The 20,770-nt window shown below is 54.5% G+C and carries 15 protein-coding genes; 6 read left to right on the plus strand and 9 right to left on the minus strand.

Going from position 1 to position 20,770, the window contains the following annotated elements; all coding sequences use genetic code 11:
* Window positions 1–87 precede the first annotated feature (87 nt).
* Window positions 88–300: a cold-shock protein gene (locus Q334_RS0105700; RefSeq protein ID WP_027312367.1), complete on the plus strand. Its 213-nt coding sequence runs from the start codon at window positions 88–90 to the stop codon at window positions 298–300.
* A complete protein-coding gene (locus tag Q334_RS0105705) occupies window positions 297–1,481 on the plus strand; it encodes a BaiN/RdsA family NAD(P)/FAD-dependent oxidoreductase (RefSeq protein WP_027312368.1) in 1,185 nt (394 codons plus the stop codon). Before Q334_RS0105700 ends, Q334_RS0105705 begins: the two co-directional genes overlap by 4 nt.
* Here the strand turns inward: Q334_RS0105705 and Q334_RS19870 are convergent.
* From Q334_RS19870 to Q334_RS0105735, 6 genes are all read right to left on the minus strand, one after another.
* Complete coding sequence (locus tag Q334_RS19870) at window positions 1,469–5,947, minus strand: PAS domain-containing protein (RefSeq protein WP_051527548.1); 4,479 nt, start codon at window positions 5,945–5,947, stop codon at window positions 1,469–1,471. The two genes, Q334_RS0105705 and Q334_RS19870, sit on opposite strands and share 13 nt — an antisense overlap.
* Window positions 5,948–6,081: 134 nt before the next feature.
* Complete coding sequence (gene deoD / locus Q334_RS0105715; protein ID WP_027312369.1) at window positions 6,082–6,789, minus strand: purine-nucleoside phosphorylase; 708 nt, start codon at window positions 6,787–6,789, stop codon at window positions 6,082–6,084.
* A gap of 32 nt (window positions 6,790–6,821) precedes the next feature.
* The gene (locus tag Q334_RS0105720) at window positions 6,822–8,033 is read right to left on the minus strand and encodes a phosphopentomutase (protein ID WP_027312370.1); all 1,212 of its coding nucleotides are present in this window, start codon (window positions 8,031–8,033) and stop codon (window positions 6,822–6,824) included.
* Between the two features lie 10 nt (window positions 8,034–8,043).
* Window positions 8,044–9,366: a thymidine phosphorylase gene (gene deoA / locus Q334_RS0105725; RefSeq protein WP_027312371.1), complete on the minus strand. Its 1,323-nt coding sequence runs from the start codon at window positions 9,364–9,366 to the stop codon at window positions 8,044–8,046.
* Window positions 9,367–9,375: 9 nt separating this feature from the next.
* Entirely contained in the window at window positions 9,376–10,146 is a 771-nt protein-coding gene (gene deoC, locus Q334_RS0105730; RefSeq protein ID WP_027312372.1) for a deoxyribose-phosphate aldolase, read from the minus strand.
* A complete protein-coding gene (locus Q334_RS0105735) occupies window positions 10,143–10,577 on the minus strand; it encodes a cytidine deaminase (RefSeq protein WP_169735595.1) in 435 nt (144 codons plus the stop codon). The genes deoC and Q334_RS0105735 overlap by 4 nt, the downstream gene beginning before the upstream one ends.
* Before the next feature lie 365 nt (window positions 10,578–10,942).
* Between Q334_RS0105735 and Q334_RS0105740 the strand changes: the two genes are divergently transcribed.
* A complete protein-coding gene (locus Q334_RS0105740) occupies window positions 10,943–12,019 on the plus strand; it encodes a PA0069 family radical SAM protein (RefSeq protein WP_027312374.1) in 1,077 nt (358 codons plus the stop codon).
* Window positions 12,020–12,098: 79 nt separating this feature from the next.
* On the opposite strand, the gene Q334_RS0105745 is transcribed toward Q334_RS0105740, so the two are convergent.
* The gene (locus Q334_RS0105745; protein ID WP_035460863.1) at window positions 12,099–12,905 is read right to left on the minus strand and encodes an ABC transporter substrate-binding protein; all 807 of its coding nucleotides are present in this window, start codon (window positions 12,903–12,905) and stop codon (window positions 12,099–12,101) included.
* Window positions 12,906–13,190: 285 nt separating this feature from the next.
* On the opposite strand from Q334_RS0105745, the gene Q334_RS18150 reads away from it, so the two are divergent.
* A complete protein-coding gene (locus Q334_RS18150) occupies window positions 13,191–16,211 on the plus strand; it encodes a putative bifunctional diguanylate cyclase/phosphodiesterase (protein ID WP_051527549.1) in 3,021 nt (1,006 codons plus the stop codon).
* Window positions 16,212–16,468: 257 nt separating this feature from the next.
* On the plus strand, window positions 16,469–18,034 hold the full coding sequence (locus Q334_RS18155) for a methyl-accepting chemotaxis protein (RefSeq protein ID WP_051527550.1): 1,566 nt from the start codon (window positions 16,469–16,471) through the stop codon (window positions 18,032–18,034).
* Between the two features lie 14 nt (window positions 18,035–18,048).
* On the opposite strand, the gene Q334_RS18160 is transcribed toward Q334_RS18155, so the two are convergent.
* Window positions 18,049–18,855, minus strand: coding sequence for a substrate-binding periplasmic protein (locus tag Q334_RS18160; RefSeq protein WP_081414350.1), 807 nt, complete (start codon window positions 18,853–18,855; stop codon window positions 18,049–18,051).
* A gap of 39 nt (window positions 18,856–18,894) precedes the next feature.
* Here Q334_RS18160 and Q334_RS18165 point away from each other — a divergent pair, with 39 nt between their 5' ends.
* On the plus strand, window positions 18,895–19,284 hold the full coding sequence (locus tag Q334_RS18165; protein WP_051527552.1) for a GFA family protein: 390 nt from the start codon (window positions 18,895–18,897) through the stop codon (window positions 19,282–19,284).
* Here the strand turns inward: Q334_RS18165 and Q334_RS0105770 are convergent.
* Complete coding sequence (locus tag Q334_RS0105770) at window positions 19,281–20,747, minus strand: helicase HerA-like domain-containing protein (RefSeq protein WP_035460865.1); 1,467 nt, start codon at window positions 20,745–20,747, stop codon at window positions 19,281–19,283. The genes Q334_RS18165 and Q334_RS0105770 overlap by 4 nt on opposite strands.
* Between the last annotated feature and the right edge of the window lie 23 nt (window positions 20,748–20,770).

Below are 20,770 nucleotides of genomic sequence, written 5' to 3' on the forward strand. Positions count from 1 at the left end.
CATGGCACAAGGGTCGATCTAACCCAGCCAAGACCCGGATCACCCGGGTCTTGTAGCTTTTCCCTCGTCTCAATAAAGGAAAAAGATATGTCAGTATGGCTAACTGGCAGCGTGAAATGGTTTAACGACAGCAAAGGCTACGGTTTCATACTGCGTGACGATGACGACGATGAAGTGTTCGTCCATTACAGCGCTATTCTTGGCGAAGGCCATCGCACCCTGAGAGCAAACCAGCGCGTGCGCTTTACCCTCAAGCAAAGTGATCAAGGTATTCAGGCCGATCAGGTCAGCCCCCTATGAAAATTGAACACAGTGAAGTCATCATTATTGGCGCCGGCGCAGCCGGGCTGATGTGCGCGCTCAATGCAGGTTATCGGGGCCGTCAGGTACGGGTGTTAGATCACGCCCGTCAGGCCGGTCGCAAGATTCTGATGTCCGGTGGCGGGCGCTGTAACTTCACTAACCTCAATGCCACTCCGGCAAATTACCTCTCCGCCAATCCACACTTTTGTATTTCCGCCTTGAAGCGTTACCGTCCTCAGGACTTCGTCGAACTGGTGGATCGGCATGGCCTCGAATATCACGAAAAAAGCCCAGGGCAACTATTCTGCGATCATTCCAGCAAAGACATCCTGGCGATTCTGCTGACCGAATGCGAATGGGCTGGGGTGGATATTCAGCTGCAAACCAGTATCGAACAGGTCCACTTTGACGGTCAGCGCTTTATTCTGGATAGCCAGCGCGGACGTTACAGCTGCGACTCCCTGGTGGTGGCCAGTGGCGGTTTATCCATTCCCACCATGGGGGCAAGTGGTTTTGGTTATGATCTGGCCCGCCAGTTTGGTCTGGAGGTACTGCCGGTGCGTGCAGCCTTGGTGCCTTTCACCCTGCAACCCGAGCAAAAGGCCCTCTACGCCCCTCTATCCGGTTTAAGTACCGAGGTAGAAGTCCATTGCCGCGGCAAAAGTTTCCGCGAGCCAATGCTCTTTACCCATCGAGGTATCAGCGGCCCCGCGATGCTACAAATCTCCACCTATTGGGAAGCGGGCGACAGTCTCAGTATCGACTTTTTCCCAGGGCAGAGTGCTTTTGAGCTATTCAAACTTGGCCGCCAGCAACATCCCCGCGCCCAGCTGAGCACCCTGCTCAGCCAATTACTCCCTAAACGACTAGGCCAAACCCTGGCCGAGCAATTAGATGCCCGCCATGAATTACAAAGCTACTCCGATCAGCGTTTAAAGGAGTTAGCAGAACGCCTGCATAGCTGGCAGATCAAGCCTGGCGGCACCGAAGGTTATCGCACCGCCGAGGTCACCCTGGGCGGAGTGGATACCCGTGCACTGTCCTCTAAAACCATGGCGGTCAATGCGCTGCCCCAACTGTACTTTATTGGTGAGGTGGTGGATGTCACCGGTGAACTGGGGGGATACAACTTCCAGTGGGCCTGGGCCTCGGCGGTGGCCGCGGCTCAGGCGGTGTGAGCGCGTAAATACTGCTCAATCTCAGTGGCAAAGACTTGATCAGCCCGCTGTAAGCGCTGCATTAACGCTTCCACCTGATCAGACTGCTCAGCCTTGATCGCTTGTTCCAACTCCGCTGCGGCCTGTTGCAGTGCCAGCGCCATTAATTGGCCGGCACTGCCTTTCAAGCTGTGCGCGTCTTCACGCAAACGGCGCCAATCCTGGCTCTTTAGCGCAGCCTGCATACGCTGCCAGCGAGGCTGTCGCTGGCTTAAAAACAGGTTGAGGATTTCTTCCAAGTCCCCTTGGCTATCGGCAAATAACTGCAGTAGCTCAGCATTATCCCAAGTCGGTAAAGCCGTCGTATCCGCGGCCTCTAGAGTAGAGATAGGCTGCTCTTCCAACTCATCCTGAGTGGCAAACTCCTCCCCCGGTATACCCAATAACCAATGCTGTAATTTGGCTTTCAGGTGTAGCAAACGTAGCGGTTTGCTCAGGTAATCACTCATACCCGCCGCCAAACACTTCTCCCGATCACCTTTCATCGCATTGGCAGTCAAGGCAATAATCGGCAACGCGGTATAACGCTCCCCTCCTGCCCCGGCACGGATTTGTCGGCTAGCTTCATAGCCATCCATGTCCGGCATCTGGCAATCCATCAGCACCAATGAGTAGGGATCCTGAGTGGCCTGCTGCAAAGCTTGCAGAGCCTCCAAGCCATTGGTGGCCAAATCCGCCACCAAGCCCAGCTCTTGTAACATTAAACGCGCAACTTCCTGGTTCACGACATTATCATCCACCAACAAAATGCGCGTACCAGGCGGCCAATTCAGCTGCACATGCTCCTGCTGCTGCAACTGCCCTTGCACGTAGCGCGTTACTCCATCTTCACCTTCAGTCAACAAGGCAATCAGGGCATCGTATAGCAGGCTAGGATTGAGTGGCTGGGTCATTGCCAACCAGAGCTCATCCTGCTCTGCTGAAAGCCAATTGCCCATCACTACGCCTAACTTACCGGCAGGCCAGTGCAACTGACGCCACTGCTGTACTCCTGAATGCTCATCACGCACTTGCTGCTCATGCACTAACAACACCAATGGTCGCTGTGGCTCCAACCCCTGCATATAGGCTAAACAGGTATCCAGATCTGCCAAAAAGACAGGTTGCGCTCCCCAGCTCTGCAATTGTTGCTCCAAAACACGCCGCTGCACAGGGTGGGGCTCTACTGCCAGGATTTGCATACTCTCTAACCCTGTGGGGTAGCGCTGGTTAGCATTTTCACTGGCGGCCAAACACACCTCAAACTCAAAACGACTCCCCTGCCCTGGCTGACTATGAACCCAAATATCCCCCTGCATGAGCTGACAGAGCTGCTTACAAATCGCCAACCCCAGACCTGTCCCGCCATACTCACGGGTGGTGGATGCGTCAACCTGAGTGAAAGGATCAAACAGCCCCTGCTGCTTTTCGCTGGCAATACCAATGCCGCTGTCTTCTACCCATCCATGCAAGCGCCATCCCCCCGCTTGGGGGCTGAGACGACAACCCAGATACACCTCTCCTTGCTCAGTAAACTTCAGGGCATTGCCAAGTAAGTTCAGCCAAATCTGACGCAGGCGCCCAGGATCTCCTTTGACGCTGCTAATGTTAACCCCACTGACATCCATGACCAGCTCCAATCCTTTTTGCTGAGCTTTAATGGCAATGGTCTGACAGACTCCCTCAATCACTTTAACCAGATCAAACTCCAATACCTCAAGCTCCAGCTTACCGGCATCTATCTTGGAAAAATCGAGAATGTCATTAATCAGTCCCAGTAAGGTGTCCGCGCTATTTTGTGCAATCTGTAATTTACGCACGGCCTCTTGATCACGAACCTGGCGGGTTAACAGATTCAACATGCCTAACACGCCATTCAGAGGGGTACGAATCTCATGGCTCATAGTGGCGAGAAATTCGCTTTTCGCCAAAGCTGCCTGTTCGGCTTGCTCTTTGGCTGCAATCAGTTGCATTTCTACCTGGCGTCGCTGCTCCGCCGCGAAAATAGAGCCAATCAGGGTAGCAGAGGCAATAACAAAGGCTTCTTCACTTTGCTGCCATTGCCGCTTAGGCCCTATATGCTCCGCACAGAGCACACCGACGATGCCTTGTCCGGTGGGAATCACCGCATCCAGCATAGAGCTAATGCCATAGGGCTTTAGATAGCCATCAATAAAGCTTTGCGTCGCTGGATGTTTAAAGGTGTCATCAATGGTGAGGTGAGCATCCATCGACATCGCACGAAAATAAGCTGGATGTTCACGCTTATTCAGCACCAGACCTTCACCGCTATGGCCCTGCTGTTGATCAAACAGACTCACACAGGCGAGCTGTTCACCATTTTCACTAAAGCGCCAAATACTAACCCGGCATACCTGCAGTGCCTCACTGATACGTTTGGTCAGCTCTGCTTTGGCCGCCTGCAAATCCCCTTTCATCACCGCTGGATGCAAGGTCAACTGCGCCAAGGTGCGGTTATGCCGCAGCGCCTGTTCATGAGCTAATTGTGTGCGCTTACGCACATCAATATCCTGGAATGAGCCAAACAGACGCACGCAACGTCCATTGCGCATCTCCGCCTCACCATGACTGGCCACCCAATGCTCACGACCATCACTGGTCAACATTTCTAACTCCAGGTACCAGGGGGTACCATCTTGCTTGGCCCGTTCAACCGCCGCTTTTATTTGCTCACGGCTGCGGCCAGGCTTATAGAACGCCAAGGCTTTGGCTTCGCTAGGCTGATAATCTGGCCCCACGCCATGGAGCTCTTTATTCATTGCCGACCAATTCAGCCTGCCACTCGCCATATCCAGATCCCAGGCACCAATACGCATTTGCCGGCTCATGGCCTCCAACATACGTTGCTGGAAGAGTAATTGTTCCTGCCTGTGCTTCTGCTGGCTGATATCCAACTGAGTGCCAACCATCCGTACTGCTTTACCATCACTATCCCACTCGACTACCTGCCCGGTAGTCAGCATCCAGACCCAGCCGCCATCCTTATGACGCATCCGTAACTCACAGGAGCAAATCTCCAACTCCCCTAGCCAGCGACGCCTCACCTGATCTTCCGCCACTGGCAAATCATCGGGATGCACTAACCCACGCCAGGTATCAATGCTTAACGGCTGAAGATCTTCCAGGCTGTAGCCCATGCTCTGTGCCCAGCGCTGATTAAAATCCAACTCACCCGTTTGAATTTGCCAATCCCAAATCCCTACGCCAGTACTAGCAATGACCTGCTCTAGCTGTAGTTGATGAGTTTTCAAAGCTTGGCGTTCACTCAGACTTTCAATAACCGTCCATAAGTATTGTTGGCCACTGCTACCGATATAGGCTGTCGATCTGAGTAAAACAGGATGTTTTTCACCTTTTAGATAAATTTCTTGCGGCTGATCCGCGTTAAGCAACTGCTCAGGCAGAGGACTATTAAAGAGATCGCGCAAATGAGCAGGCATAGACTGAGCGAAACGCTCTGCTAGATAAGGATTCCAGGAAATCAGTTTGCCGCTGGGATATTCACTCAGGGCAATCCCCAACGGCACCAAATTAAGAAAGCCTTCCAATCGTTCTTCATGCTGCTGCTGGCGTTTGCTGACCCGCAATAAGAGTAAACAGGGCAAAATAATCAGCAACCAAGCCCCGACGAGAACGGAGCGAACTAACCGAGCATTATGCGCCTGAACTGGCCAGCCCTGCTGTGGTATCGCAGCTAACTGCCAGCTACCACCAGGTAATATGACTCGCTGTAGCTCTGGCTCTTGTTCAAACAAAGTTTCTTGCCCCCAAAACACTTGGCCCTGGGAGCCCTGGCTATCCTGACCGCGTAAGGCAATTTGCATCCGCTGTGCAGCATCCAGCAATCCACCACGTTGATACAGATGCTCGACATCAATCACCGCGGAGACCAGCCCCCAAAAGTATCGCTCCTCGTCTTGATCAAGGAATACTGGAATACGACCAATAAAGCCCTGTCCGCCCTGCACTAAGTTCACTGGCCCGGCTACGACCATTCGGCCACTATTTTTGACCGCTAATGCAGCTTGGCGCTGTTGTGGATGTGCGCCCAGATCCAGTCCTAATGCCCCCTGGTTATTCTCCAAGGGATAGATCATCCGAATCACCATCTCAGGGGCGGCACTCAAAACACGCAAGCTGGTATTACCAGCAAATAAAGGCGCAGCAAATTGAGCGTAACGGCTTTGATTCATCTGAGGCTCGACACTGATGGCCGCTACGATGCCCTGTGCTGTCTGTAAATCTGCATGAATAGCCCCTTCTAACGAGGCACGAAGATTGGCCAACTGCGCCGCCACTTCCGCACGCACCTGACGCTGATAAAGACTGTTATTTAAGCGATCAAGATAAAAACCAATCGCTGCTAACACTAGAGCCAACACCAAGGTAATCAGGTGAAAAAGACGTAAAATCTGCTTGGCTGTCATGCTCGCTCCTGCGCTCTGCCTCCATGCTATGTAGCTGCACCCGCCAAGGCATTCAAGCAAGCCCAGATTACCAATATAAAAAAACCCCGCAGCGAGCGGGGTTTGGCATCTTTGCTAGCTTATTCGGCAGTGAATTAGGCCGTCAGCGCATCCAGAGCAAGCTTCAACATATCGTTAAAAGTGGTCTGGCGTTCTTCGGCGGTGGTCACTTCGCCGGTACGGATATGATCGGACACCGTCATAATGGCCAGGGCATTGGCATTAAACTCTGCAGCGGCACCGTAAAGGCCTGCCGCTTCCATCTCCACCCCCAACACTCCATGTTTTTCCATCACATCAAACATGCTGGCATCGGGGCTGTAGAACAGGTCCGCCGAGAACACATTACCGATCCGCACCGGCAGGCCGCCTGCTTCGGCGGCATCGGCCACCTTGCGCAGCAAGGAATAGCTGCAGATAGCGGCAAAGTCATAGCCCTTGAAGCGGGTACGGTTAACGTTGGAGTCGGTGCAGGCACCCATGGCAATGATGACATCCCGCACTTTGACATCGGTGCTGATCGCACCACAGGTACCAACCCGTACCAGGTTTTTGACGCCGTATTCGGTGATCAGCTCCTTGGCGTAAATCGAGCAGGAAGGAATGCCCATGCCGGAACCCATCACCGAAATCCGCTTACCCTTGTAGTAGCCGGTGTAGCCAAACATATTGCGTACATCGGTGACCAACTCAGCCTGCTCAAGGAAGTTTTCCGCAATATACTTGGCCCGCAAAGGGTCACCAGGAAACAGGCAGGTTTCGGCAAAGGCACCAGCAGGCGCATTAATATGGGGAGTAGCCATCTGTGTCTCTCTTTATTCAGGGCTGCAGCGAGTTAGAAAAAGGACTCGCCATATTGCATGGGTTCTAACTTAAACAGGGTCGCCAGACTCTGACCCACATCGGCGAAACTGCGCCTTAAACCAAGGCTGCCAGCTTGTACCTGCTGGCCATAGACCAACACCGGCACATGCTCACGGGTATGATCGGAGCCAGGCCAGGTAGGATCACAGCCGTGATCCGCCGACAGAATCAATACATCCTCAGGGCGCAGTTTAGCCATAATCTGCGGCAAACGCTGATCAAAGTACTCCAGCGCCGCAGCATAACCGGCCACATCACGACGATGCCCATAGCTGGAATCAAAGTCGACCAGATTCGTGAAGATGATGCTGTTATCCGCCTGCTCATCCATTTGCGTCAGGGTGGCATCAATCAAGGCCTCAAGTCCGGTTGCCTTGATCTTCTGGGTAATCCCCTGGTGGGCATAGATATCGGCGATTTTACCGATACTCACTACCTCACCACCGGCGGCCACCAGTTTGTCCAGCACCGTTGCCGAGGGGGGGAGAACGGAGTAGTCACGACGGTTGCCTGTACGCTGGAAGCTGGCCGCATCCTCACCAACAAAGGGGCGGGCAATCACCCGGCCAATATTGAGGGGGTCAAGCAGCTCACGCGCCAATTCACACAGAGCATACAGGCGCTCTAAGCCAAAGCTTTGTTCATGGCAGGCAATCTGGAACACTGAGTCCGCCGAGGTATAAAAAATCGGCTTACCCGTGCGCATATGCTCCTCCCCCAAACGCTCGAGGATTTCCGTACCTGAGGCATGGCAGTTACCCAGGTAACCGGGCAGTTGTGCGCGCTGCACCAGTTCGTCCAGCAGGCTTTGTGGGAAGGACTCGCTCTTGGCGTGAAAGTAGCCCCAGTCAAAGAGTACCGGCACCCCGGCCAGCTCCCAGTGACCAGAGGGGGTATCCTTACCGGAGGACAGCTCCTCCGCCCAACCGTAAGCTCCTTTTATCTCCACCTCGGGCAAACCCTGTGGATAGCGCCCCGTCGAGCCTGCGCTGGCTTTACCCAACCCCAGGCTCAACAGATGGGGAATCTGCAAGGGGCCGGTCCGTCCCCGCTCGGCCAATCCCTGGGCACAACGCTCGGCAATATGGCCGAAGGTATCGGCGCCTACATCGCCAAAACGCTCGGCATCAGCAGTAGCGCCAATGCCAAAGGAGTCGAGCACCAGAATGATTGCACGGGCCATGGTTGTCTCCTTAGGGGGCAATACGTTCATACACGGCAGGCAGGGCCGCCGGCGCCTGCTCACCCAGACTGATCGCAGCCTGTACCTGGGCAGCCGCTTCCTGCCAATCGGCCTCAGTACGGGCATGAATCATGGCCAGCGGACGTTGGTTATCAACAGACTCACCCAGAGCAATGATTTCGGTTAGCCCTACTGAGTAATCCAGTTTGTCATCCGCCCGACGCCGTCCGCCTCCCAGTGCCACCACGGCGAGGCCCAGCTCACGGGTATTCATCTGCGTAACCACGCCTGCTTGCTGAGCATAGACAGGCTTAACGATGGCCGCCTGAGCCAGGTGGACATCATAGCGCTCGATAAAGTCCAGCGGGCCACCCAAGGTGCTAACCATCCGCGCAAAGGCTTCTGCGGCGCGGCCGGAATCCAGCGCCTGCTGTAGTTTATCTCTGGCGGCGGCTTCGTTCTCTGCCAAGCCGCCAAGCATCAGCATTTCGGCACAGAGTGCCATGGTGACCTCATGCAGGCGCGGATTACGCTCGTCACCGCGCAGGTAACGTACCGCCTCACGCACTTCCACCGCATTGCCCGCTGACCAGGCTAAAACCTGGCTCATATCGGTAATCAGGGCAGAGGTTTTCACCCCGGCACCATTGGCCACCGTCACCAGGCTTTGCGCCAGCTCTTTGGACAGCTCGTAGCTGGGCATAAAAGCACCGCTACCGGCTTTAACGTCCAATGCCAGGCCTTGCAAACCAGCCGCCAGCTTCTTCGACAGAATGGAAGCGGTGATCAACGGCACAGATTCAACCGTTGAGGTCACATCACGGGTGGCATAAAAGCGCTTATCCGCCGGGGCCAGGTTGCCGGTTTGACCGATAATGGCCACCCCCACTTCCTTCACCACCTGGCGGAACAGGGTGTTATCCGGGGCCGTGTTATAACCGGGAATCGCATCAAACTTATCCAGCGTACCGCCGGTATGACCGAGACCTCGGCCAGAAATCATCGGTACATAACCACCACAGGCAGCGACCATTGGCCCTAACATCAGGCTGACCACATCCCCCACCCCACCGGTGGAGTGCTTATCCAGTACCGGGCCATTGAGGTTGAGACTGGCCCATTCCAGCACCTCGCCAGAATCACGCATAGCCTGGGTCAGGGCAATACGCTCATCCATGCTCATCCCCTGGAAATACACTGCCATTGCCAGCGCAGCAATCTGCCCTTCGGTCACGCTTTCATTGCGAATACCGTCAACAAAAAAGTCGATTTGCGCCTTGGACAGGGCCTTGCCATCGCGTTTAGCCCGAATAATTTCTTGAGGTAAAAACATAATGGCTCCTTAGTATCCCTGAGCGGTGACGCTATCTTTGCCTTCAAGCGTTGCCACCAAGCTACCTAACAGGCTGCTCGCACCGAAGCGAAAATGGGCCGGGGTCACCCACTCCTGCCCCAGAATATCGGCAGCCAACTGCAGGTAGGCTTGCGCCTCTGCTGCACTGCGCACGCCACCCGCGGCTTTAAAGCCACAGGCTTTGCCACTATCACGAATGGCGCTGAGCATAATCTCTGCCGCTTCCAGGGTGGCATTCACAGGCACTTTACCGGTTGAAGTCTTGATAAAGTCCGCACCCGCTTGAATACAAATCTCGCTGGCCTGACGGATTAGAGCAGGGGTTGCCAGCTCACCGCTTTCAATAATCACCTTCAGCTGAGCCTGATTGCCACAAGCCTGTTTACAGGCAGCCACCAGCTCCGCTCCCAGCTCGGCATTGCCTGCCATCAACGCGCGATAGGGGAACACCACATCCACTTCATCGGCCCCTGCGGCTACCGCGCGTTCGGTTTCACGCACCGCTCGCGCCAAATCTTCACTGCCATCAGGGAAGTTAGTCACGGTGGCGACTTTAACCTGGGTTAACCCCTGCGCATCAAGCGCCTGACGGGCGCTGACAATCAATTCGGGATAAACACAGATCGCCGCCGGCGCCCCAAAGGCAGTGTTGGCTGAGGCACAGAGTGCCGCCACCTTGGCCGGGGTATCGGTGCTATTGAGGGTGGTTAAATCCATCATGCTAAGTGCCTGACGGGCAGCCTGTTGCAATGCATTCATGAAGGTATCTCCTGCGCGGGAGCAAACTGGAAAGAAGCGGGTAATAACTCGGCCACCTGCCAGCGCTGTTGCTGCTCAGTATCGCAGGTGGCGATCACTTCTGCCTCAGCGGCAAAAAACTCGGCAATCACCTGGCGACAAGCGCCACAGGGGGAATATAGCCGACCACCCGGCATATAGATCAGTAGATTGGCAAAGTCTTTGGCTTGATAGCCCTGGGCCAGCGCAGCATAAATCGCCGTACGCTCAGCGCAGTTGGATAGGCCATAGGATACGTTTTCAACGTTACAGCCCGGAATCAGGGTGCCATCTTTGAGTTGCAGCGCGGCTCCCACCGGAAAGCGGCTATAGGGAATATATGCACGGCTGGCGGCGGTTTGCGCCAATGACTTCATAGAGGCAAAAACAGCGGGGGTGAGTTCCACGGCCATATTGCACCTTGTTGTTCGTATGATGGATAACCGAAGTGATCAGGCAGGGGCGGGCAAGAATACGCCGCCAGAGAACAGAGATCCAGGTGAGTCCTGCTTAGGATGCTCTAGAACCGTCAACCTTAGTGCAGTAAAACACCGGTAGGCACCTGCCGCAATACAACGATCTCTCCCCTGGCAGGCACCACCGGAGCGGCCTAGATTACCCAGTCTTAAGCTGGTTGCCAAGCACTTTCAGACCACACGGTTAGATTTTTACCTAAAGGTAAGAAGTTTAGTCAACTTTTTCCTTTACAGGTTGATCTTTCTGCCTAAAATACTGTTCATATATACAGCATTCTACCTATCTGAACACTAGGTGCCCTATGTCTGATCCGGACTGGTTATTAGCCCAAGCACACCCCCATCGTGGCGCCTTGAATAATCTGCCCAACCGTTTTGCCAAACATCATAGCGAACGGGAGGACGATGGCTGGCAACTGCTGGTAGCGGACTCTCATCCGCACACTCAGGTACAGCAGGAACGAGTAAAAACCATCCTCAGCCATAATGACTCCCCCGACCTGCCCTTCCACACCACCCTTAACCCCTACCGTGGTTGTGAACATGGCTGCATCTACTGCTTTGCCCGGCCCTCTCATGCTTACTGGGATTTATCGCCAGGCCTGGACTTTGAAACCCGCCTGATTGCCAAAAGCAACGCCGTTGAGGTACTCAAAAATACTCTGCAGGATCCCAAATATCAGGTCGAGCCCCTGGCCTTGGGTGCCAATACCGATGCCTATCAACCGCTGGAAAGCCGGTTGCAAACCACCCGGCAACTCCTCGAAGTATTGTTGGATTATCGTCATCCGGTCGGTCTGGTCACTAAGGGCGCCTTAATTCTACGTGATCTATCCCTCTGGCAAGCCCTGGCTGCACAGGAGTTAGCCAGTGTGCGTATCAGCCTGACCACCTTGGATGAGGATCTGCGCCAGCGTTTAGAGCCCCGTGCCGCCACCGTCAGCGCCCGTCTGAAAGTGATAGAGCGCCTCAGTCAGGCCGGGGTACCGGTGGGGGTGATGCTGGCACCGGTGATTCCAGCTTTAAACGAGCATGAACTAGAGCAGTTATTAGCTGCAGCGGCCAATGCCGGTGCCAAGTGGGCAGGCTATATTCTGCTGCGCTTACCCTTGGAAGTAGCGCCTTTATTTCGTGATTGGCTACAGCAGCATTATCCACAGCGCGCTCAGCATGTGATGAGCCTGGTACAACAAAGCCGCGACGGTAAAGACTACGATGCCCGCTTTGGTCAACGCATGCGGGGCCAGGGCAAATTTGCCGAGTTACTGGCCCAGCGTTTTCGTCTGGCCTGTAAACGCTATGGCCTGAATGAACAGGCCGCACCGCCTTTGCGCACCGATCTGTTTCAGCCGCCTAACCAGCAGTTCAGTCTGTTTTAGCCCAACATCCTAAGCTTGGCCCCTCCACAGCCACACGAAATAGCCAAGCCAATCGTACAGACGCCCATGCAACAGAACCTTATTGCAGCAAAATAGCTGTCAGCCCGGCACGCTGTGCCGCCGCTTGCAAGCGCCCGTCTGCTTGAACCTGCTGCAGGAAACGATTCAGCACCGCCAGCATGCCCTGCTCACCTTTTTTAACGGCGTAGGCATAATCAGTTGGTGCCAAGGCCTGGGGTGGGGCCAATAGTTGCGCCCAAGAGGTCAAACTCGCCATGCGTTTGCCATAGGGGTAATCCGTCATCAAGACATCTGCCCGGCCACTCATCACCTCTTCTTCACGCGCCTTAAAGCTATCGACGGTACGCAGCGTGGCCTGTTTAAGCTGTTCCCGCATCACTGGCTCCATATAGGTGCCCGCCATCACCACCACGACATTGCCTGGCTGGTCAATATCCTGCCAGCGTCGAATAAAACGGGTGTTTTTATTCATCACCGCATAGATGCCACTGCGCAGATACGGCTGGCTAAAATCGAGATACTGCGTACGATCTGCCCGCACGCCAACACCGTGCATCGCCACATCACAGTGCCCTTCCGTCAGATTACTGATCAACTGAGTAAAGCTGCTGTCAACGAAATTCAGCTTAACTTGCAGGCTAGCAGCCAGTGCTTCAGCCATGTCGATATCCAAACCTTCCAGCACCTGGGTACGAGGGTTACGGTAGCTGATAGCGAAATAATCCGGCCAAATGCACACATTGAGCTGCCCACGTGCCTGAACCTGTTGCAATACGTCCGCCGCCGCTCTATCAACTCCCCATAGAGTTAAACTCAGCATCCAGACTACCAACCAGGCAACACTGGGTTTAAGCAAGTTAGGCATAACCGATACTCCTAAGGGATAGCCGATGGGGAAAGGCAGACAGGCTATTATGCAGCCACAAGAGCCGCTTCCATTGATCTACCCCAGGGTTTGAATTGGTCAATGGCTTAAACTAGCCCTTGCACTGTTTATTGCGGTAGGTTGCAGCAGTAAAAAATACTGACGCGTTAGCGGAAATGGCGATTGAGCAATAACAGCTACTGAACGGAAGAGTGCAGCCTAATGTATGCCCTGTTCGTTGTACTGGCCAAAGCCAGAGAATGCATTCATTGAAGTAAGCAGGCGATGCCCACCACTGTCAGTCTGAATCGATTACTGATTATTTTACTTATCAGCACCTGCTCCTTGGTCTTGATCACCCTGCTGCTTATTAACTTCTGGCAATACAGTCTGCAACGCCAAGAGACCCTGCAAACCCAACTGCGCACCGCCGAAGGCAGCATTACTCATATGCTGGAAAGCCTTGATGTCAGCATGCGCGCCCTCAGTGATCAACTTTTGCCCGCGCTGGATGCCCGCGCCCATACCGAGGCACTGGAACGCCGACTCCAGCAAAGCACCGCCTACACCCCTCATATCCGTCAGTTGGTGCTCAGCCAAAATCAACGCATTCTTGCCAGCAGCCTGGGTGACAGTGATCGCGGCCAGTTGCTGGACTTCAATGCCCTGGGCATTCCTGAGCCTAATAGCAGCGCCGTCAATCCTCGTCGTATTCGCCTTGATATTGGCCCCTTAATCAACAGCCGCTACCTCCCCTTAGCGGAGGCCGATGCAGGCCCCCAACCACGCTATTTAATCCCTTTGCTTTACCCTCTGGGCCAGGCCCCTAAGCAAGGTAATCTGCAGTTAATATTGGCCTTAAGCGCCGAATCCTTGCAGGACCTCATCCGCGAGGCTGGACTCAGCTCTGAGCAGGTAGGTCTCTTTACCCTGAGCCATCAATACAGCCTGCTGCCGGGCTTCACTACCACTGATGACGAGCGCCTCAACCGCTGGCATCAATGGCGCCAACAATTGCTCCTGTCCGGAGCCGAAGAACAACGTTTTAGCCAACAGACACTAGGACTGCCCAGCAGTTTTGCCCAACTGCGCCTCTCCCCCCGTGCACCTTTAGTGTTAATTGCAGAAGAATCCCTCAGTGACCATCTGCGCTCCTGGCTAGCAGAAACCTGGGTGCTGTTACTTATTTTGAGTCTGTTGATTCTAGCTACGGTGATTTTGGCTGTTTTCTTTGCCTTGGACATCAAGCAGCGCCTAGCAGTACAACAACAATTGCGCCTGCTTAACCGCGCTCTCGACCAATCCCCCAATGCGGTCGTGATCACTGATCGTCAACGCCGCATCGTTTATATCAATCAAGCCTTTAGTGAACTCTTTGGTTATGCCCCCACTGAAGTGCTGGGCCACAGCCCTAGCCTACTAAAGTCAGAACAAACCCCCGCACAGACCTTTCATGACCTTGATGAACATTTACATAAAGGGGAAACCTGGCACGGTGAGTTTGTTAACCGACGTCGTGAAGGAGAGCTGCTATCCATCGCCTGTTCTATTTCCACCCTGACAACCGATGGAGAGGCCAGCCACCATATCGGGGTCATGCAGGATATCAGCGCCCAAAAGCGAGCCGAGCAGGAAATTCGCATTGCCGCCAAAGCCTTCGATATTCAAGAAGGCTTAATGATTACCGATGCTGCGCAGCGTATCCTGCGGGTCAATCAAACCTTTACCAGCATCACCGGTTATCGCCAGCAAGATGTAGAGGGCTATACCCCTGCCATTCTGAAGTCTGGCCGGCACGATGCCAGCTTCTACTTGGCCATGCAGGAAAGCCTTAACAGCACCGGTTTCTGGGAAGGGGAAATCTGGAATCGTAAAAAAAATGGCGAGATCTACCCAGAGTGGCTGATGATCCGTAGCGTCACCGATGAACAGGGTGCCGTCCTCAACTATATTGGCTCCTTTACCGATATTACCCAACGCAAGGCCCAGGAAGCCCGTATTCACCAACTGGCCTTCTACGACCCCCTGACTCACCTGCCTAACCGCCGCTTACTCAGCGAACGCCTGCAACATGCTTTGCAACGCCGTAACCGCCGCCCTCAATATGGCGCCTTAATCCTGCTGGATTTAGATCACTTCAAACTGATTAACGACACCCAAGGCCATGACAAAGGGGATGCCCTGCTCGGTCAAATGGCCCAACGCCTAAGCCACTGTGTCCGCCGGGAAGACACCGTTGCCCGTATGGGGGGCGATGAGTTTGTAGTGCTGCTGGAAGAACTCAGTGACCACCCAGACCAAGCGTGGCTACAAGTACAGAAGGTGGCGATGAAAATCCTGGTACAGGGACGTACGCCCTTTACCCTGGGGGAGAATGAGTTCCGCATCAGCGCAAGCTTAGGGGTCTGCCTGTTTAATAGTAGTGAACACAGCGCTGATGAGCTGATTAAACAAGCTGATATCGCCCTCTATGAAGCCAAACATGCAGGTCGTGACCGCTATTGCTTATTCTCTACCCCCATGCAAGAGAAGCTGGCCGCTGATACCGAGCTCGAACGCGCCCTGCATTTGGCGCTGCAAGACCACCAACTCAGCCTGCATGTCCAACCACAGTATAATGGCGCGCGGCGCCTAATCGGTGCGGAAGTCCTGCTCCGCTGGCCCGAGCGCAGCGACGTCAGTACCAGCCACTTTATTGCCCTGGCGGAGCACAGTGACCTGATTCTGCAAATTGATGCCTGGGTATTGGAGTACAGCTGCCAGCTGCTCAAACAATGGCAAGCCGACTTGCCCAGCGGCTTCCAACTCAGTATCAACGTCAGTACCCGTCAGTTTATGCAACCAGACTTTGCTGAGCGGGTAGACAAACTCTTACAACGCTATCAGCTCGCCCCTGCCTTACTGCGCCTGGAGATTACAGAAAACCTGCTCATCAGTGATCTGCAGCAGGCCCAACAAATCATGCATGCCCTCTGCCAATTAGGGGTAGAACTGGATCTGGACGACTTTGGCACCGGTTTTTCCTCCCTTGCCTATCTCAAGCGCTTGCCGTTAAAACACCTGAAAATTGACCGGAGTTTCGTGCAGGATCTGCCCCAGGATAGCGCTAGCGTGGCCATTGCCCGCGCCAGTATCCAACTGGCCAATAACCTGGGAATGCAGGCCCTGGCAGAAGGGGTAGAAAACCAAGCCCAATTCGAACTGCTGCAACAGCTCGGCTGTCATGGCTACCAAGGTTACTGGCTGGCACGCCCCATGCCCCCGGCAGCTTTTCTGCGCCTACTGCGGGATAGCCGTTCGGGCTAAATCCTGTCAGATAGTCCTTCGCTATCATTAGCAAAGCTCATCTTGACCACTATCATCGCACTAATATTCATCGCACTAATATGACGGTTCTATGACCTCCACCCCCTGAGACCCAGGCCTTTGATCCAGCGCAACCCTTCCCCCTAGTGACGGCGTAAACTGACACGCGTTCAGTCTGTGAGCGACCTGGAGCCACCGCTCAACTCTACCCACCGCAATTAGCATCAATAGTGCTAACTGAGTGCCAAGGACGCCCCATGAAGGTTAATCAACCCGTCACCGATCAAGCCGTTAGCGTTAGCCCGACAGACCGTATTCTCTCTACTACCGACAGCAAAGGCAGAATCACCTACACCAATCCCGACTTTGAACGCATCAGTGGCTACTCCCAAGCAGAATTGCTCGGTCAGGCGCACAATATTGTGCGCCACCCTGATATGCCTAGCGCCGCCTTCGCTGACCTCTGGGATCACCTCAAACAACAGCAAAACTGGCGAGGCCTGGTGAAAAACCGCTGTAAAAATGGCGATTACTACTGGGTCGATGCATTTGTCACCCCCATTGTCGATCCTCAGGGACAAACGCTGGAGTATCAGTCTGTCCGTATCGCCGCCGATGCGAATGCAGTGAAGCGGGCAGAGCGTGTCTATCAACGCCTCCATCAAGGCCAACGCCCCCTGCCGCCGACCTGGTTGAGTCCGACACTGGCCCTCTGGGGAGTGGGACTGACCCTGTTCAGCAGCCTGGCCCTCAGTCAGCTACAGCCCACCCCCTGGCTGGTGCTGCTGCTTAACCTCATGCTAGGTGGGGGCGCCTTGGCCTATTTATGCCATTTTCACCGTCGACTACAGCGTTTAGTCCGTCGCCAACCCCAACAAAAAAGTGCTGAACTCATGAGTTACCTCTACAGCGGCCAGCAAGACCTGGTTGGCCGTTTAGACTACCTACTCGGCTCCCAACATTTACAACGCCTGGCCATGGCGGCCCGCTTAGCCAATGAATCCAGCCGCTTACATCAGCAAGGGGTGCAAGGCTTGGAGGACACCCGCAACTTACACGATCGTATCCATACCCAGCACCAACATACCGAACAAATCAGCCTCGCTATCTCGCAACTCAACGAAGCCATTGCCCATATTGCCGAGCAGGCCAGCCATATTCAGGAGCAAGCCAGCCAGGTACAACACCTGAGCCAACAGGGGCGAGGCCAAATGCACACCCTCAGCCAAGCGATCAGCACGCTTAATCGCAACCTGCAAGCCTCCCGCCAGAGCATTCACTCACTGCGCAACAGCAATGAGCAAATCAGCCAACTGCTCAATCTGATTATCGAAATTGCCGAACAAACCAACCTACTAGCACTAAATGCCGCCATTGAAGCGGCACGGGCAGGGGATCAGGGAAGAGGTTTTGCCGTGGTGGCGGATGAAGTACGCAAACTGGCCCAGCGTACCCAGGGCGCAACAGAAGAAATCCATCAGGCCATTGCGGCCGTTAACGACAATACCGAGTCAACCGTAGCGCAAATGCAAGCCGGGCATAACAGCCTGGAGCAAGCCCTCGCCCATAGCGCCAAACTTGATGAAGACTTACAGCTAATGTTGGAAGCCCTGGAACACATGGCCGCCCATATTGGCTCCACTGCCAGTGCGACGGAGCAACAAGGGAGCGCCTGTCAGGATATTTCCCACACCCTCGGTTCACTGAGTGAACTGGCGGGGTCTAACCGTCACGATGTCGCCCGCCTGGATCAACGCCTCAGCCTGATTGCCGAGGCGATGGGCGCCAATGGTCGCTTAGCGGAAAGTTTCAACCAGCGTTAACGCCAATCCTTAGTTTACATCCAGGAATAGTCGGACAGCATGGAGGCTGGCCGCTGTTGCTCCACTAATTTCTGCACCTGTTCCGACAGCTGTTGGCGCCAGGCGGGGGAGTTACATTCGGACTTTTTCGAAACCGTAAAATAGAGGTTTTCAATCGACACCGGCTTACTCAGTGGCTCGAACTTCCCTTTAAAATCAGCCTGCTCAAGCAGCGGTAATGCTTGATAGAGTTCGTAAATCACATAGTCCGTGCGCCCCATTTCCAGCTTGGCAAAGGCTGTTTCAATGCTGCCCACCTCTTCAATCGCTAGATGCTCACGAGCATAGCGATCGAAGTCTTCACCAAAACTGTTATTAATCAGAGTACCGCCCCGGCGCCCCTGCAAGTCTGACCATTGCTGATAATTAAAGGTTTCGCCCTGGCGCACCCAAATCACGCTGGGGATCTGCATAAAAGCAGGCTCAATGTAGTCCATATAGGCTTTGCGGGGTTCGGTCATAAAGGCACCGGCCAGCATGTCCACTGCGCCACTCTCCGCCTCATATTGGGCCCGTGCCCAGGAGCCACGATCACGCACCACCAGCTCCTGGCCAAGTGGTGTCACCGCCTCACGCAACAAATCCACACTAATTCCAGTCAAAAAGCCTGGGTGATTAGCATTGCGGTACAGAATCGGTGGATACTCCGCATTCCCCGTAGCGATAATGCGGCTACACTCCTTCGCCCCTACAGCAAAGGAGGCCCCCACTAAACAGATGGCTACTCCCAGCCGGAGAATGTTGCTCCATTGACTACTTAGACTAACCTGAAGCCTGATCATCACCTTACCTCAATGGTCACTACAACAAACGGAGCCCCTATGACCCCGATACGTGGCCGCTGCCTCTGTGGCAGCATTCGTTACTCTCTCATGCAAACACCTGATAACTATCAGTTTTGCTACTGTGACACCTGTCGCCGGGCACATGCCAGTGCTTTTTCCGTTGGGGCAACTATCGCCAGCCAAAATTTTGTTCTGGATCAAGGCCAGGAGCTGCTCAGCTACTTTGAGTCTTCTCCCGGCAAACGGCGTTACTTCTGCCGCCACTGCGGCACTCACCTCTATGCCTGGCGCCCTGCCCAACCTGAAGCCCTGCGCCTGCGTATTGCCACCCTGGATACCCCACCTCCCATGCATTTTGCCGGGCATCTTTATGCGGAAGAACAACCCCAGTGGTATCGACAAGCAACTGCAGGTGCAACTGATTAGCGTTTAAGTAAAGAACCCAATACGCCGCGAATCAAGGCCCGCCCTAAATTTGATCCAATGGAGCGGGCCACACTCTTCATAAAGGACTCGGCGATTCCCTGACGGTTACTGCTCGCTTGCCCCGCTGCACGCCCTGCTCTGGCCTTGCTTTGTACCCTCTCCGGCATCGACTGAGCCTGCATGCGTCGTTGTAATTCCTCGTGGGCAGAGTGCGGGTCTACCGCCTGAGCATAACGTGCCAACAGCGGCTCCTGGTTGATCCATTGCTGACGCTCAGCGGCAGTCAAAGGGCCGATACGTGAACGCGGCGGCGCCATTAAGCAGGGTTGCACGGGGGCAGGAACACCTCCCTCCTGCAACATCGACACTAAGGCCTCCCCCACCCCCAGGGTGCTGATCAACTCCTCACAATTCACCCCCGGATTTTCACGGAAGCTCTGCGCCGCTACCTTCACTGCCTGACGCTCTTTGGGGGTATAAGCCCGCAATGCATGCTGAATCCGATTACCCAGTTGGGCCAAGATGCTGTCGGGAATATCCGCCGGACTTTGGCTGATAAAGTAGATTCCCACCCCCTTGGAGCGAATCAGGCGCACGACCTGCTCCACCTTTTGCAGAAAAGCTTTAGGGGCATCCTGAAACAACAAATGGGCCTCATCAAAAAAGAATACCAACTCCGGTTTACCCTTATCCCCCACCTCCGGCAGGGTCTCGAACAGCTCCGCTAATAGCCACAGCAGAAAGGTTGAGTACAACCTCGGCTTATTGATCAGACTATCCGCGGCTAACAGATTAATCATGCCGCGTCCTTGGCTGTCACGACGTAGTAAATCCTGGATTTGTAAGCCAGGCTCACCAAATAGCGCCGCCGCCCCCTCTCGCTCCAGTACCAGTAAGCGCCGGGAAATCGCCGCCAAAGTGGCCTTGGCCACCCGTCCGTAACCCTGATCCAGCGCCTCTGGATGCTCACCCAAAAACTGCAACGTGGTCTTCAAATCTGCCAGATCCAGCATTAGCAACCCCTGGTCATCGGCATATTGGAATGCCAGAGTCAGGGCCCCCTCCTGGGTATCATTCAATTCCAGCAAACGCGACAGTAACTGTGGCCCCAGCTCGGACAGGCTCAGCCGTACCTGAATACCCTGCTGGCCCGCTAAATCCCAGCAGGCCAGGTGATTAGCAGCAAAATCGAAATTCGTCAGTCCGATATGATCAAGCCGTTGCTGCACCTTGGCATGAGGCTGCCCTGCTGCCCCCAGCCCGGATAAGTCCCCTTTGACATCAGCGACAAAAACCGGCACCCCTAATCGGGCAAAACCCTCTACCAGCCCCTGCACCGTAACGGTTTTGCCGGTGCCGGTCGCGCCGGCAATCAAACCATGGCGGTTAGCGTATTTAGCCAGCAATTCAATGGGTTGGCCGCTTTGCTGCAAATGGCCACCGATCACAATTGATTCCTGCATCCTTCCTCCTCGGCAGCCTTTGC

Source organism: Balneatrix alpica DSM 16621, from assembly GCF_000619885.1.
Classification (GTDB): Bacteria; Pseudomonadota; Gammaproteobacteria; order Pseudomonadales; family Balneatricaceae; genus Balneatrix; species Balneatrix alpica.